Origin of the sequence: Pedobacter sp. (assembly GCF_037719805.1) — a bacterium.
Lineage (GTDB): Bacteria > Bacteroidota > Bacteroidia > Sphingobacteriales > Sphingobacteriaceae > Pedobacter.
Genome location: NZ_JBBJLZ010000003.1, coordinates 242,675 through 257,087, shown reverse-complemented (window position 1 = coordinate 257,087; position 14,413 = coordinate 242,675). Strand labels below are relative to the sequence as shown.

At 41.5% G+C, this 14,413-nt stretch carries 20 protein-coding genes; 3 read left to right on the top strand and 17 right to left on the bottom strand.

The annotated features are described in order from the left end of the window. The first annotated feature begins 29 nt into the window (after positions 1–29). Complete coding sequence (locus WKF66_RS10790) at positions 30–935, top strand: Ppx/GppA phosphatase family protein (protein WP_489674458.1); 906 nt, start codon at positions 30–32, stop codon at positions 933–935. Here WKF66_RS10790 and WKF66_RS10785 read toward each other — a convergent pair. From WKF66_RS10785 to WKF66_RS10725, 13 genes are all read right to left on the bottom strand, one after another. After that, complete coding sequence (locus tag WKF66_RS10785) at positions 932–1,501, bottom strand: Maf family nucleotide pyrophosphatase (protein WP_489674457.1); 570 nt, start codon at positions 1,499–1,501, stop codon at positions 932–934. The two genes, WKF66_RS10790 and WKF66_RS10785, sit on opposite strands and share 4 nt — an antisense overlap. Positions 1,502–1,559: 58 nt before the next feature. Further along, positions 1,560–1,967: a DUF4890 domain-containing protein gene (locus tag WKF66_RS10780; protein WP_489674456.1), complete on the bottom strand. Its 408-nt coding sequence runs from the start codon at positions 1,965–1,967 to the stop codon at positions 1,560–1,562. Positions 1,968–2,054: 87 nt separating this feature from the next. Beyond that, the gene (locus WKF66_RS10775) at positions 2,055–2,582 is read right to left on the bottom strand and encodes a KdsC family phosphatase (RefSeq protein WP_489674455.1); all 528 of its coding nucleotides are present in this window, start codon (positions 2,580–2,582) and stop codon (positions 2,055–2,057) included. A gap of 3 nt (positions 2,583–2,585) precedes the next feature. Then, the gene (iscX, locus tag WKF66_RS10770) at positions 2,586–2,828 is read right to left on the bottom strand and encodes a Fe-S cluster assembly protein IscX (protein ID WP_489674454.1); all 243 of its coding nucleotides are present in this window, start codon (positions 2,826–2,828) and stop codon (positions 2,586–2,588) included. Positions 2,829–2,850: 22 nt separating this feature from the next. Further along, the gene (locus WKF66_RS10765; protein ID WP_489674453.1) at positions 2,851–3,183 is read right to left on the bottom strand and encodes a 2Fe-2S iron-sulfur cluster-binding protein; all 333 of its coding nucleotides are present in this window, start codon (positions 3,181–3,183) and stop codon (positions 2,851–2,853) included. Between the two features lie 41 nt (positions 3,184–3,224). After that, positions 3,225–3,983: a Rossmann-like and DUF2520 domain-containing protein gene (locus tag WKF66_RS10760; RefSeq protein WP_489674452.1), complete on the bottom strand. Its 759-nt coding sequence runs from the start codon at positions 3,981–3,983 to the stop codon at positions 3,225–3,227. Continuing rightward, the gene (locus WKF66_RS10755) at positions 3,983–6,454 is read right to left on the bottom strand and encodes a heme lyase CcmF/NrfE family subunit (protein WP_489674451.1); all 2,472 of its coding nucleotides are present in this window, start codon (positions 6,452–6,454) and stop codon (positions 3,983–3,985) included. Before WKF66_RS10755 ends, WKF66_RS10760 begins: the two co-directional genes overlap by 1 nt. A 5-nt stretch (positions 6,455–6,459) precedes the next feature. Further along, a complete protein-coding gene (locus WKF66_RS10750; RefSeq protein WP_489674450.1) occupies positions 6,460–6,870 on the bottom strand; it encodes a cytochrome c maturation protein CcmE domain-containing protein in 411 nt (136 codons plus the stop codon). Positions 6,871–6,979: 109 nt separating this feature from the next. Beyond that, entirely contained in the window at positions 6,980–7,633 is a 654-nt protein-coding gene (gene msrA, locus WKF66_RS10745) for a peptide-methionine (S)-S-oxide reductase MsrA (protein WP_489674449.1), read from the bottom strand. A gap of 124 nt (positions 7,634–7,757) precedes the next feature. After that, complete coding sequence (locus WKF66_RS10740; RefSeq protein ID WP_489674448.1) at positions 7,758–9,179, bottom strand: Glu/Leu/Phe/Val family dehydrogenase; 1,422 nt, start codon at positions 9,177–9,179, stop codon at positions 7,758–7,760. Positions 9,180–9,328: 149 nt separating this feature from the next. Further along, positions 9,329–9,544 carry a CcmD family protein gene (locus WKF66_RS10735; RefSeq protein ID WP_489674447.1) on the bottom strand — a complete coding sequence of 72 codons (216 nt, stop codon included), beginning with the start codon at positions 9,542–9,544 and terminating at the stop codon, positions 9,329–9,331. 1 nt (position 9,545) lies between these two features. After that, positions 9,546–10,205: a cytochrome c biogenesis protein CcsA gene (gene ccsA / locus WKF66_RS10730; protein WP_489674446.1), complete on the bottom strand. Its 660-nt coding sequence runs from the start codon at positions 10,203–10,205 to the stop codon at positions 9,546–9,548. Positions 10,206–10,268: 63 nt separating this feature from the next. Beyond that, complete coding sequence (locus WKF66_RS10725; protein ID WP_489674445.1) at positions 10,269–10,931, bottom strand: heme exporter protein CcmB; 663 nt, start codon at positions 10,929–10,931, stop codon at positions 10,269–10,271. A gap of 50 nt (positions 10,932–10,981) precedes the next feature. Here WKF66_RS10725 and WKF66_RS10720 point away from each other — a divergent pair, with 50 nt between their 5' ends. Continuing rightward, complete coding sequence (locus WKF66_RS10720; protein ID WP_489674444.1) at positions 10,982–11,467, top strand: methylated-DNA--[protein]-cysteine S-methyltransferase; 486 nt, start codon at positions 10,982–10,984, stop codon at positions 11,465–11,467. A 3-nt stretch (positions 11,468–11,470) separates the two neighbouring features. Continuing rightward, positions 11,471–11,986: a DUF421 domain-containing protein gene (locus WKF66_RS10715; protein WP_489674443.1), complete on the top strand. Its 516-nt coding sequence runs from the start codon at positions 11,471–11,473 to the stop codon at positions 11,984–11,986. 3 nt (positions 11,987–11,989) lie between these two features. On the opposite strand, the gene WKF66_RS10710 is transcribed toward WKF66_RS10715, so the two are convergent. Genes WKF66_RS10710 through WKF66_RS10695 form a run of 4 tightly spaced genes read right to left on the bottom strand, consistent with a single transcriptional unit; the run spans position 11,990 to position 14,336 of the window. Further along, positions 11,990–12,385, bottom strand: a complete 396-nt coding sequence (locus tag WKF66_RS10710) for a hypothetical protein (protein ID WP_489674442.1) — start codon at positions 12,383–12,385, stop codon at positions 11,990–11,992. 3 nt (positions 12,386–12,388) lie between these two features. Then, positions 12,389–12,724, bottom strand: coding sequence for a gliding motility protein GldC (gldC, locus tag WKF66_RS10705; RefSeq protein WP_489674441.1), 336 nt, complete (start codon positions 12,722–12,724; stop codon positions 12,389–12,391). Next, positions 12,725–13,003 carry a hypothetical protein gene (locus WKF66_RS10700; protein ID WP_489674440.1) on the bottom strand — a complete coding sequence of 93 codons (279 nt, stop codon included), beginning with the start codon at positions 13,001–13,003 and terminating at the stop codon, positions 12,725–12,727. 10 nt (positions 13,004–13,013) lie between these two features. Further along, complete coding sequence (locus tag WKF66_RS10695; RefSeq protein WP_489674439.1) at positions 13,014–14,336, bottom strand: DEAD/DEAH box helicase; 1,323 nt, start codon at positions 14,334–14,336, stop codon at positions 13,014–13,016. Between the last annotated feature and the right edge of the window lie 77 nt (positions 14,337–14,413).

Sequence of the window (14,413 nt, the reverse complement as noted above, 5' to 3'; positions counted from 1 at the left end):
GTACATTTAGGTTTTTAAAACGCCACAGAATGACTGCAGCCGTAATAGATCTGGGAACAAACACTTTCCATTTAATCATAGCAGAACTCTCGGCTGAAGCGCCTCAGGTTCTTTTCAAAACAAATTTACCGGTAAAGCTGGGGGAAGGCAGAATCAATGACCACATCATCATTCCTGAGGCATTTGAGCGAGGCATCAACGCCTTGAAAGGATTTAAAGATGAGATCAATAAATATAACGTTGATGTCGTTAAGGCCATTGGCACATCCGCAATAAGAAGTGCAGAAAACGGACAAGATTTCGTAGACGCGGCCTACCAACGCGCTGGAATTAACATCACAGTTATTGATGGAGATCAGGAAGCTGCCTATATTTATGAGGGAGTCAAGGCAACCGGACTCATTGACAGGACCTCTCTCATCATAGACATAGGTGGTGGTAGCACGGAGTTCATCTTGTGTAATTCAGATGGCGTTCTATGGAAGAAAAGCTATGACATTGGGGCGGCAAGATTGCAACAGGCATACTTCAAATCTGATCCAATGAGCATGCAAGATCAGGAAGCAATAAACCAACGGCTCGAGACGGAACTTGGGGATCTTGAACAAGCTTGCCTACTTCATACACCTTCACAACTTATTGGTTCTGCTGGAGCTTTTGAGAGCTTTGCCACAATGATTCATGGGCAGACTGACATCAAGCAACTAAAAGGAATGCCCATCGATATTAAAGGCTATTCAAATCTGGCTACTAAATTAATCAGTTCCACACATAAAGAACGGGAAGCTTTTGAAGGTTTGATTAAGCTTCGAGTTGATATGATCGTTATCGCCTGCTTAATCACCAACTACATCCTCCATATGATGAGCCCTGAAAGATTAAGTGTATCAACATACGACCTTAAGATGGGCGTGTTATCTTCGTTAAAGGTCTAAATGCTTAGTAGCGCCTGATAAAGCTTTTCAGTGGGCAGGCCCATCACGTTTGTGTAGGATCCTATTATCTTTTCCACACCAATCAATCCTATCCAATCCTGAATGCCATAGGCACCAGCTTTATCAAAGGGATTATAGTTTTTGATATAGAAGTTGATCTGCTCCCTGGTGAGGTGATTGAAAAACACTTCTGTTACGTCGAAGAATGAGGCAGTATGACCGCTGTAAGAAATGCTGACCCCAGTATAAACCTGATGATTAGTTCCTGAAAGCTTTTCAAGGATCTCCATGGCATGAGTAGCATCCTCCGGTTTACCAAGGATTTCTGTTTTGTAAGCAACAATGGTATCCGCTGTAATAACGATATTATCCATACTCTGTTCCAAAAAAGCCGCAGCTTTCTTTTCAGCGATGTGAACAGCGATCTCTGCTGGTAATAAACTATCGGGGTAACTCTCCTCTACATCCTTGATAAGTACTTTAAAATCGAGATTCATTGATTTCATTAATTCTTGTCGGCGTGGAGATTTTGAGGCAAGAATAATTGGTAAGCTTTGCTGATACATGGGGCAAAAATAATAAAAGCGACCTAAAGTCGCTTTTATTATTTGATAATGTCATGGATTATTTGGTTCCGGCGGGACGTTGGCCTCCACCTTCTTGTCTTTTCTTCATCATCTCTTTACGTTCTTCTTTCCAGGCAGTAAAAAGCTTTTTCTGATCAGCCGTTAATAATGCTTCAATTTTAGTTTCAGTAGCTTCATTACCCTTCATCATCACTGCTCTCATTGCTTCTCTGTCATCTCCGACCGAATCACGAAGCTTTTTCATCTTTGCACTCTGCTCCAAATAAATTGCAGAAACTTTAGTCTGTTGATCTGCAGTTAACGTAAGCTTTTCAGTAAGCATGCTGACGCTTCTTTTGGCTCTTTCTTCAGGAGTACCCATTTGGCGTCCACCTTGTCCCTGCTGTGCTTGTGCGAAAGTAGCTACACTAAATAGCAACGCGCAGATAATCAATAATTTTTTCATACTCTTTTAGTTATGTTGTATGAATTAGAGACAAAAGCCAGCTATAAGTTTAATTGGAGTTTGTAACATGCGCGTTGCAGAGAACAGCTATTTTCCAGAATCAGAAGCAAGGGGGTTTTCGTCGAACCAGGTCTTTTGAATTCTCATCACCTTCTCGATGATATCTCTTACTGCCGTTTTACCGCCGTCAAATGGGGAAATATACATAGAGATCGCTTTAACATCTGGTACAGCATCAGCGGGACAAGTGGGAACACCCACTAAACCCATAATCTTCAGATCAGGAACATCATCTCCCATGTAAAGCACCTCAGTTGGTTTGAGGTTATACTTAGTTATTAATGAAGTGTAGATTTCGACTTTATCTGATGCGCCTAAAAACACTTCTTGCAGGCCTAGACCCTCGAAGCGTTTCTCCATTGCGGCGCCTTTACCACCAGAGATAATGCAGACCAAATAGCCTCTTTTAACAGCAAGCTGCAAGGCGTAACCATCTTTTATGTTAAAGCTTCGGAGGAGCTCTCCAGATTCCGAAGCGATTATAGTGCCATCGGTTAGCACGCCATCCACATCAAATAGGAACGTGGTTACCTCCTTAAGCCTCTCCAGAAACATTACTTAATCTTGGTTATCTCTCCACTCGTAAACCCAGGCAGATTGAATTTGTTCAAGATGGCCTTCTGTGCTTTCCTCTCTTGTTCCTTTGAAGTTAGGTATCTCCAAAACCCAATTTAACAGTTCAGTAAAGCGGATGCGGTAAATTTTAGCCTCATTGAATTCGTCGCCAAATTTCTCATATAATTCCTGAGCGATGTCTTCATGATCAGCCCAATGTATAGGTAAAGCAAATTTATCTTGCATGTTTTTTGTATTAATAGTTTAATTAGTGTCCTAAGAAAGCAGATTGGTCTGGAATAGTGATTTCTATATCACCATCTAAGACCACACACTGACAGCCTAGTCTGGATGTAATTCGTGGACGAACGGCCCTATCGATAAAGTCTTCTTCTTTGTCTGAGATTTCCTGAAGGTTATCCATTCCTTTCAGCACATAGACATGGCAGGTACTACAGCCGCAAACGCCACCACAGTTATGTTGAAGCTCTATATTATTATCCAAACAAACATCTAAGACATCCTGACCGCCTGCAATAGGAAGTTCAATAGACGCTTTGCCTTGTTCTTCAAAATTTATCTTTAATTTATAAATACTCATAATTATGTTTCAAAAATAAGCACCAAAAACCGCAATCCTTGCTATTGATGTGATTTTTTAATGCTATCACTTAATGTCTGATAAATGTTTTTTAGTTCAGGCTGACTCTCTAGCAGCTCCAAATGCGCCTGAAGCGTCTTTTTGTCGTTACGAACGGCCGGTCCTGTTTGTGCCTCAATTGGTAATATGTACTGTACTTTCTCAGCAGTCTCCGCAATCAATGGCCTTAGTAGATCAAAATCCAGGTGATGCTGTGCTAACAGGTCGTTACTCAGCGCGTAAAGTTGATTTACGAAATTACAGGCAAATGTTGCCGCAAGATGAAGTATCTTTCTCTTGGCTGAATCTACGGAATAGACAGCGCTGCTCAGACTTTCTGAAAGGTCTTTAAGCAAAGTTAGCGTTTCTTCGTTATTGGCTTCAATGCAAAGTGGCACCCTTGTAAAATCAAGTGCTTTACTTTTTGAGAAGGTTTGCAGCGGATACAACACCCCATGTCGTTTGAAATGAGACAATGCGGCAATGTCCGTGGCTCCTGAAGTATGGACAACTATAGCGTTGCTTACCAATTGAGAAACCAGGTGACTGATCGCATCATCTTTCACTGAGATCATTATTAAATCTGCTTCTTCGCTAATGTCTGACAAACCATGAATGGGTTCGGCATCAACCGCTTCGGCGAGGACTGCTGCATGCTCAAAAGTAGCGCTCCATACTTGCAATACGGTATGTCCAGAGGCTTTAAAAGCTCTGGCCATGTGCGAGGCAACGTTCCCTGAACCCACTAGAACAACTCTCATTAAATCGCTTTAACTTCCTTTTGTCGTCTGAAGATCGAGATCAGAAATCCAATCACCATTACAATTGTCCCAGCCCAGTAGAGATTAATATAAGGAAACTCGATTGATTTAAACACTACCCAATCTTTGGCTTGTTGCGGCTTCTCATACACCTGTAACTCCATCTTTCCCTGTTCTGGGAGAATCTTAGTGAATCTAATCCTTAACCCTAATTCATCAATATTTCGTGCAAAGTCAAAGATATTGTTCCCTTTTACAAGAAATATTGGTTCTGTTTTGAAGATTTTTCCATTAACATCAATCTCAAGAGGAAGGCCTACAGCAAGGTCACCGTCATTCAATATAAGATCTTTGGCTGCTGGTTTATTGTTGAGCGCCTTGACAGTCAAAATGCCGCTACTGGTATGCAGGGTATCCCCTACGGCCAATTGTACAATCCGCGGTGCTTTATAATTTTCTTCCTCAGAATGACCCTCATGGTCATAATCTTCGTCTGCTTCTTTCACAGGAGCGCTGGTCACATGAGTGTAGATGTCATAAGTGAGGTAATGTTTCGTATCCGGGGATGCGATGAGTCCCATTTTATCGTTCGACTGGATATGTGGATTTAGCTCAAAGTCTTCTTTAACAGCGCCTGTCTGCTCATCATAAACTTTAAAATTAAGTTTGTAAAATGTATTTGGAGCAACCGTCGTATCGCTCACATAGGTAACTGTATAACGCCCCATTTTCTTAGGTTCGTTTCTGTAAAGTACAATATTCTCCCCTGGCTTCTCCGCCTTTTCAAAATCTTTTACCGGAATAAAGTTGGAAGCGTTCAATGAGATCGGTTTGTTTGTCGCAGCTGCCACCAAGGCACCTAATAACAATAAAGCAAAGCCTATATGGGCAACTGCAGCTCCAACCAGCTTCTTCTTCCCTCCAAATACTGTAGCTAGTATTTTAGCATTGGAAATTACCGCAAACAGACAGCTGAACGTTAAGAGAACGAACATCAGATTGTGATATACATTTGTCAGGTATACAAATCCGGCAGTTAAGACAGCAGAGATAATTACGGAAGCGAGTATACTGCTGTAAAACTTCCTGGACTCTGTGCGCTTGTATTTCATGAACTGAGTGAAGCCAGATATAATGGTCACGAGCACTGCAAAAGGAGCCTGCCATTGGTTATAATATTTTACAGCGTCAATTGGCGGAGCGAAATTAGTACCAAAAGCCGCATTGAACACCGGTACAGAAGTTACAAAGATGACTTGAATACATGCAATTGTAATTACCAATGAACCGATAAACATCCAGAATTCGCGGGAATAAGTTTCTTCATCTTTGTTAGTTATCGGAAGCTCCTTCCAACGAAGAACCAGCAGGATTATCGGAATTGCGAGGAATACAACGTTATAAAGGATAAGATGGCCAAACATACCCAGGTCAGTAAAGGCATGTACGGAAGTCTCTCCCAGGATTCCGCTTCTTGTTAAAAATGATGCGTATAGCACCAGAATGAAGCTCATGGCGACCAGCACAATAGCTGTAAAGTAGGCATGACCAGTGTTTTTAAAGGCAATCATTACGTGGATACCAGCTATCAAGGTAAGCCATGGAATAATGGACGCATTCTCTACCGGATCCCAGGCCCAGAATCCACCAAAGTTAAGCGCTTCATAAGCCCAGAAAGAGCCCATAATGATTCCCGTTCCCAATATCATGACTGCAAATAGCGCCCATGGCATTGCAGGTTTGATCCACTCTCTATATTTTTTCAACCATAATCCGGAAACTGCATATGCAAAAGGCACAACCATACTTGCGAAGCCTAAAAATAAGGTTGGTGGGTGGATAACCATCCAATAGTTCTGCAATAGTGGGTTTAGTCCCCGGCCATCGGTAATAAACTTTAAGTAGTTTTTGTAATTCTCAGGATCAGCAAAGACAACCGGAGCCATTTCCTTTAAATTTACCGCATCTCTTAGCAGGATGAAAGGCGAGCTTCCAATGCGCTGACCGAAGAACTGCACCCCTAACAACATGGAAGTTAAAAACACCTGAGAGAAAGAAATCACAGTCATTACTCCGTTTTCCCAGGTTCTGGATTTCCAGATCAGTAAAGCGCCAAGCAGTGATTGCCAGAAAGCCCAAAGCCAAAAGCTGCCCTCCTGACCCTCCCAAAAGGCAGAGACGATATAGTAAACAGGAAGTGCCTTCGAAGAGTGTGTATAGACGTAATAATATTCGTTATAGTGATTAAGAATTAAGAAAAACAAGGTGCTTCCTATTCCAATAACAGCAACCCAATTCAATAAAAACGCTACCCGACCGATTCTGGTCCAGGATTGATCGGCAATATCTTTGTTTTTTGCAGCAAAAAAATAAGCTATTGTAGACAACAATGATGCTCCAAACGCAAGAACGATAAAAAATTGTCCGATTTTACCAGGAAGGAGATTCTCTCCAATAAACTGAATATCCATTAAGATTAATTGTATTTTTCCACTTTGCCGTCCTGCTTAACCTCCACAAGGTCATTGTTATACTTGGAGGGGCACTTCATCAAAATCTTAGATGCGTAAAATGTGCCTGATTTCATCTCTCCAACCAATACCAATTTTTCGGAGCGTTCGAAATCCTGGGGTTTGGTACCGTTATAAACCACCTTATTGACGGCGCCTTTCTCATCCTTCATAAAAAAAGAGAAGTGATTGGCATCCTTTTGTGCGTCATAGTAAGTGCCTTTTTCCTTCGCCCAAAAACCCATTACATGAAATTCCCTTGCATCTCTGGCAGCTTCAGAAAACGTAGAATAGCTACTTGTATCCGCATTCAGACTTACAAGGAAACAAACACATATCGCTATCGTGATCAAACCAATGATTGCACTCTTTCTCATCTCGTTATATGGATTTTAGATGATGCAAAGATAAAAAATATAAGTGCCGATAATCTGTAGGCGGGAGGCAATTCCCCGAGATGGCTGTTTATTGATAGTTCTCTGACAATTAATCGTGGTATTCAGATTTGATGAGTTGAGGCATTGACTTTCTCAATTTCAATACCTTAGGCCTGGAAACATTTCTGATATAGGGATCCCAACTATTACGCTTGTAGTAATCCTGATGATCGGTTTCGGCCGGATAGAACACTTCAAAAGGAACGATTTCGGTTGCAATAGGCTTGCTGGATTTATCATTTAGATTTCCAACAATTTCCTTAAGGACTTCATACTCCTCGTTGGATCGGTAAAATGCAACAGACCTGTAGTCGGAACCAAGGTCTGGGCCTTGTCCATTAACCTGAGTGGCATCGTGCGAATGGAAAAATGCGCTTGCAAGATTTTTATAACTAATAACCTTCGAATCATAGTAAACCTGAACTGACTCCGCATGACCAGTAGTTTTCCTTAGTACCTCTTCATAACTTGGGTTTTTAGTGGTTCCACCTGCATACCCACTTAGCACCTTATTTACGCCTTTCAGTTCGACCATACATTCCTGCATCGCCCAAAAGCAACCACCAGCAAACGTAGCTACAGCCTCTCCTTCTTTAGCAGTAGGAACTACCGCATACCCATTTTTACTTTCCAGCTTCTGTCCTTCCTTACAAGAAAACAGACCTAAGGTGATCAGCAGGATTGATATGGCTTTAAGGTTCATTTTATATTTTAATTACATACGACAAATTACAGGAAACGATTCCCCGATCTGGTTTGTTAGCAATTCGCTGACAAAAAAAAACACAATGCTTACACATTGTGGTTCAAATATATCGTGTGTTGCCTTATGGCCACACACCAAGGGTCATGTAAGAAACCGCGATCTTATCGATCGAACCTACAAATGCTGCGGTTCTCAACGTAGTTACACCAGGTTTATTGACTAAATTCTCTCTGATCTCATGATATGAGTGAATCATCGTGTCTTCTAACCCGGAGTTCACCAATTCAAGTTCTGATGCACCTTTAACAATCATCAGTCGGTTCTCCGCAGGTATTGTTTTACCGGTAAGACCCTCAAGCGTATGTATAAGGTTGGCATTGGAGTTCTCTGCATAACGTTTCTCCATGCGACCGAACGCCACATGCGAAAGGTTCTTCAACCATTCAAAATACGATACCGTAACACCACCTGCATTACAATACATATCAGGAATGATGATACCTCCCATTGCTGTAAACAATTCTTCAGCTTCGGGAGTAGTTGGCCCGTTAGCACCTTCTGCAATGATTTTAGCTTTAATATTTCTGATATTGAATTCAGTAAGCTGGTTTTCTAAAGCTGCAGGCACCAAGATATCGCAGGGTTGCTCTAAGCCTTCCATTGAATTTTTGAAGTCTGTAGCCCCAGGGAATCCCAATATAGAGCCTGTATTGTTACGGTGAGCAAAAACCTCGTCAACGTTTAATCCGTTTGCATTATATATAGCACCTTCAAATTCACAAAGTCCAACAATCGTTGCACCAAATTCTGTCAGATACTTCGCTGAATGATAACCAACGTTACCTAGTCCTTGTACGATAACACGTTTGTCTCCCAGACCGGCTTTCAGACCTATCTTTTCCATGTCCTCAGCAACGCCTACACATTCCCTTACCGCATAAGCAACGCCACGGCCAGTCGCTTCTTTTCTACCATGGATGCCGTGTAAGGCGATGGGTTTACCGGTCACACATCCAAGGGCGTCAAGCGAACCTGGATTCATAGTCATATAAGTATCTGCGATCCAACTCATTTCGCGCTCACCTGATCCGTAATCCGGAGCCGGGACATCAATTCCAGGACCTATGAAGTTCTTTTTGATCAGCTCAGTGGTGTAACGACGGGTTATGGTTTCCAGTTCCGCAATGGTATAGTTCTTCGGGTTGATACAAATACCACCTTTAGCTCCACCGAAAGGAACGTTAACAATGGCACATTTATAGGTCATAAGTGCGGCCAGTGCCATCACCTCATCCTCATTTACCATATCACTGTAACGAATACCCCCTTTTGTAGGGCTCATGTGATGGGAGTGTTCTACGCGCCAGGCATCAATTACTTCAAAACCATTGCCTCTGCGGATCGGGAATTGAAAACGATATACACTGTTACAAGCTTTTATCTGGTTTAAAAGACCTTCCGGATGGGAAGTAAACCGTGCTGCACTATCAAAATTTTTACAGACGTCTGCAAAAAAGCTGATGTCATTTGCTGTATTAGCCATGAGTTATTTTTTATGAATTGTAGTAAGTTAGTATTTACACGCGCAAAATTGCATTAAAAAAAACGATTATTGCAAATGCAAATGCCCTTAGTGTATCTGGCACACTAATCAAACATACAGCCAAAAACACCTTTTGTGTGATTTAAATACTATTTAGAGGAGTTATTTTTCTCTAACTTTTTTAATCGTTTATCTAAGAAAAACAGGTAAACAAGCAAACCCAGAAGAATAATTACAATGCAAACCACTACAACATAGATTTTGCCACTACTCCGCAACGTATCTGCCATTTCAATTCCGTTGTCCTGCGCAAACACAGCGATCGAGTTGATCAAAAGAAATAAAGCAATTGTAATTTTCTTCATGTTAAGAGTTGTGTTTTATTTCGAGCGAACGTATTCTAAAGCGAAGGGTGTAGATCCAGTACCCAATTATTGACCACCCAATAAATGCCGGGTATAAAACCGCCCGCATCCGGCTATCCAGATCGTAACTATTGAAGCCTGGATTACCACCATTCCCCGGATGTAATGAGTCTTTAAGACGAGGAAGTACCATGATCAGTACAACCATCATTGGAAACGCAAAAATATTATAGATCGCAGAGATTTTCGCTCTCTTTTGTTCCTCATCAATGGAATTTCGCAATACGAGATAGGCAAAATACAGTAGGATAGCAATTGCTGTAAAATTCTGTTTCACGTCGAAGCTCCAATATTGGCCCCAAGTAAATTTCGCCCAAATCGAACCTGTAACTAATCCGAGCAAACTAAAGACAATGCCAACGTTGACACTTTCAACAGCCTTAAGATCGTCTACCTGATCTGAACTGAGCAGATATTTTATACTATACCAAACCGAAATGGAGAATAAAGTGAGCATCCCAAACCACATGGGAACATGGAAATACAGATTTCTGATGGTCTCATTGAGAATAGCTAAACGGGGAACTCCTAAAAGCAAACCCCCAATAGTAGTGTAGATCACTAATACTGAACCCAGGATCTTCCACCAACTCTTATACATCTTTCATCAATTTAGTCACGCATGCAAAAGTAACAACTTACAGTTTAAATCCTAAATAGATAGTTAGTCTTTCCAGAGATAAGGAAACAAGATCAGCGAAGCAGCTATAGTCATGATATTAATAAGCACCAAAATTCCAACCTCGTCCAGGCTAACACTTCTATCAAGCCCATCTATTGCATTTTTCGACAACTTGATCAGTATAATCAAAACTGGAATGATCAGTGGGAAACTAAGTACCGCCATTAACATCCCTCCGTTACCTGCCTTTGCAGCAATAGCTGAAACCATAGTAAATATGGTGGAAAAGCTTAAGCTCCCCAGGATGACTGCCAGGTAAAACATCAGAAAATCTGGTGGAGAATAACTGAAAACGACGATGTAAACTGCCAGGGCAATGGTTGTTAAAATAACCATCATCAACACGTTATAAATGGTCTTTGCTAAGATGATTGCAGCGGGACTTGCAAGGATATAATTATAAAGCTGCCTCCCTTTGCTCTCTTGCAAAAAGCTTTTTGATACACCATTAATAGAGGCGAAAAGCATAATGATCCAGAACAACGCATTCCAGGTGATCTTATTTTCCAAGGTCACAAATGAAATAAAGCATACAAAGATCGTCGAGACAACATACAGCAAGATGCCATTGATGGCATACTTAGAGCGCCATTCTAACAATATTTCCTTGTACAACAAATGCTTAACTTCTTTTGCAAACTGCATAAGAAGCAAAGATATGCTACATTTACTACAGTTTTAAAGCTTTTGAAAAAATGAATCCGGAACACTGCTCAACGCTAGAGACACCAATTGGTTTGATCACCATACTGGCAGATGATCAACTAATCTCAGAAATCACTTTCGAAGCGCGGGACAATGAGGATAAGCATGAGAACGAGCTCACCAAACTCGCTGCACAACAACTTACCAGCTACTTTGCAGGCACTTTAAAAACATTTGACCTTCCTTTAAAGCAGACTGGAACAGATTTCCAACAGGATGTTTGGCGATCACTTCTCTCCATTGACTATGCAACTACCCTTTCCTATGCCAGGTTCTCTGAACACAAGCCGTTGGCAATACGGGCTATCGCAGCTGCAAATGGTAAAAATAAGTTAGCAGTCGTGATACCCTGTCATCGTGTGATCGGCAGCAACGGCAAGCTTGTTGGTTATGCCGGGGGCCTCTGGCGAAAAAAATGGTTATTGCAACATGAACGCGATGTTGCACAACAAGGTCAGACTGAACTTAAATTCTAAAAAATGAATCCCTATTTAGACATCGCCCTACGAAGTGCCGCGGTATATATTTTCATGCTGATAGCCATCAGGCTAAGTGGAAAGAAGGAACTGTCGCAACTCAATGCGACCGATGTTGTGCTCATACTGTTGATCAGCAATGCCGTGCAAAATGCAATGGTTGGCCCAAACACCTCTTTGCTGGGCGGGATTGCCGCAGCAACGGTGCTCTTTCTGCTAAATTATATATTAAAAAAATGGCTATTTAAGAACAAGCGCTTCAGAGAACTGGTAAACGACAAACCACAAATCCTTATCCACAATGGAAACTTAGATTTTGTGCTCCTGGGTAAGCTGGGTATAACCAACGACGAGCTGCATGAATCTATGCGTGAGCATGGAATCGATCATTTTAAGGAAGTCAAGCTGGCGATGCTAGAGGTGGATGGCAACATTAGCATCATCAGCAATGATGAGCATCTAAAACATATCCAGATCAAAAGTAAAAGGAAACATAAGTCGCTTAGCGATCTCAACTAATTGCTAAACTACTTTTGCTACCCTAGGCTTTCTTACTGTGAACAAAATAAATGCACCGGCAACAATCACATACCAACCCCATTTGTATTTTACCAATCCGGCAGCAAGGTTTACTATCTTTTTAAAATGCAGGAAACTGAAGGAGTCATGCGATTTTAGGTAGACACCAAGCAAGGTAATCAGTACCAGTACAACTGCAGCAAAACCCGCAAATCGGATAACGCCTAATTTCCTCGTAAAGGATCCAATCAATCCTACAACAACCAACACATAAAATGCAATCGCCAGGCGCATGTCTAGATCAAAATAGTTCCAATTACCCACAATTGGAACATGAATAAGTGGGCTTAGCCCGCCTACTGCCATAAGCGCAGCACCTATAATTCCCTGCGTTCTCATTGATTAACCTTGTGTATTAACACCCATTTTATCGGCAAAGTGCGCACAGTAGTCACGAAGATCTTCAACGATAAGTTTTTCACCTGTAGCTTTCAAAAAGCTGTCGCCCATAGTCTGCAGGGTTTCATAAAAGAATCTTTTCATCTCATCAACCGGCATATCTTTGGTCCACAGGTCAATACGTAAAGAGTTTTTATAGTTGTGGTCCCACAAGGCGAGCATCATAGATTTGACTGCTACCTGTTCTTTCGTTTCAGAATCTGTAGATTCCCACAAAAGAGTTTCTGGAACATTATTGTCATCTAACTGAACTGTAATTTTTATTTCTGCTGTCTTCATTTAGCGGATACTTGTTTTTATAATTAATATTAAAATGAGGATGAAGATGACAAGAACGCCCTCTACAACCCATAACTTTTTCAAACTTGGTATAAACTTCCTGAAAATTTGATCGGAAAGGAAAGAAATGATTGCCGCAAGAACCGTTAAACCAGCCATTAAATCAATAAGTGCATCTGGAGTCGCCTGTAAACTCTGCTTTTTGTTCACGAGTAACAAAATTGCAGCTGTCAGACAGACAGCGGACACAATGTTCAATGGTGTGAGTTTAACCTTCAAAATTCCGTGCTTATTTTTTAAACTTCTTTGTTTTCCAGGAAGGCTGATTATTGGTCTTATTACGAGCGGCAGCTGCTATTGCAGCAGCATGTTTTTTCTCATGAAAAGCGCCTTTAAAGTCAGGGTCGTCTCTACGTTTCTGATCATCGATCGCCCTGTTTATCGCTTGTTTCTCTTCATAAGGGGTCTCTTCGATAAAAACTTCCTCTGGCAAAGGTACAACAGGAATTTGTTGCCTAATCAGCTTTTCTATTTTCTCAATGTAATATTTTTCAGCATCGGTACACAACGTTAGTGCGTCTCCTTTAGAGAAAGCCCGGCCGGTTCTCCCGATTCGATGAACATAATCTTCAATTACAATTGGTACATCGAAATTGATGACATGACTAACTTCAGAAACGTCAATGCCTCTGGAGGCAACGTCTGTAGCAACCAGCACCCTAATGTTCCCGTCTTTAAAATCATTTATCGAGTTGATCCTGGTGTTTTGGCCCTTGTTGGCATGAATAACGCGTACCGCTTCAGCACCAAACTTCCGCTCAATAAAGGAGAAAATATTGTCGGCAACAGTTTTTGTTTTGCAGAAGATGATCAATCGGGTAAACTCCTCAACGTTCTTCAACACATGAGCAAGCAAGTTGATCTTAGTTTTGAAATTGGGTACATAATATAAACTCTGAGTCACCGATGCCGCTGGTGTCGCCTGTTGAGCTACCTCTATAATTGTCGGGTTTTTTAAGAAGTCACCAGCGATCTTCTGAACCAGGTCGCTCATTGTGGCCGAGAACAAAAGATTTTGCCGCTTTCGTGGAACCACCTCCAAAATCCTATGGATGGAACCAATGAAACCCATATCCATCATCTTATCAGCTTCATCCAACACAAGAAACTTGAGGTATTGCGTATTGATGTGATTGGCAAGATAGATATCTAAGAACCTTCCTGGGGTGGCAACGATAATATCGACCCCCGCTTTGATTTGTTCAATTTGTGTCTTCGGGCCTAATCCCCCATAAACTACAACCGTACGCAAGTCAGTGTATTTTGAGAATATCTTTACATGCTCTGTGATTTGCATCGCCAGTTCTCGTGTAGGGGCTAAAATAAGCGCCCTTGGTGCATCGCCTTGTGCATATTTTAGCTGCATCAAAATTGGCAATACATATGCGGCAGTTTTACCGGTACCTGTTTCAGCAATACCAAATATGTCCTGGCCCGAGAGGACAGGTGCGATCGCTTTCTCCTGTATCGGGGTGGCAACTGTGAATCCTGCATCCGCTACAGCATTTAATATCTGACGATTGAGGTTGAACTCTTCAAATTCTTTGGGCATTTTGCAAAAATAGTCAAAATATATTTAGTGCATTGGCAGGCAGTCCTGTCGTACCAGAATCCTGCTAACCGCCTCCT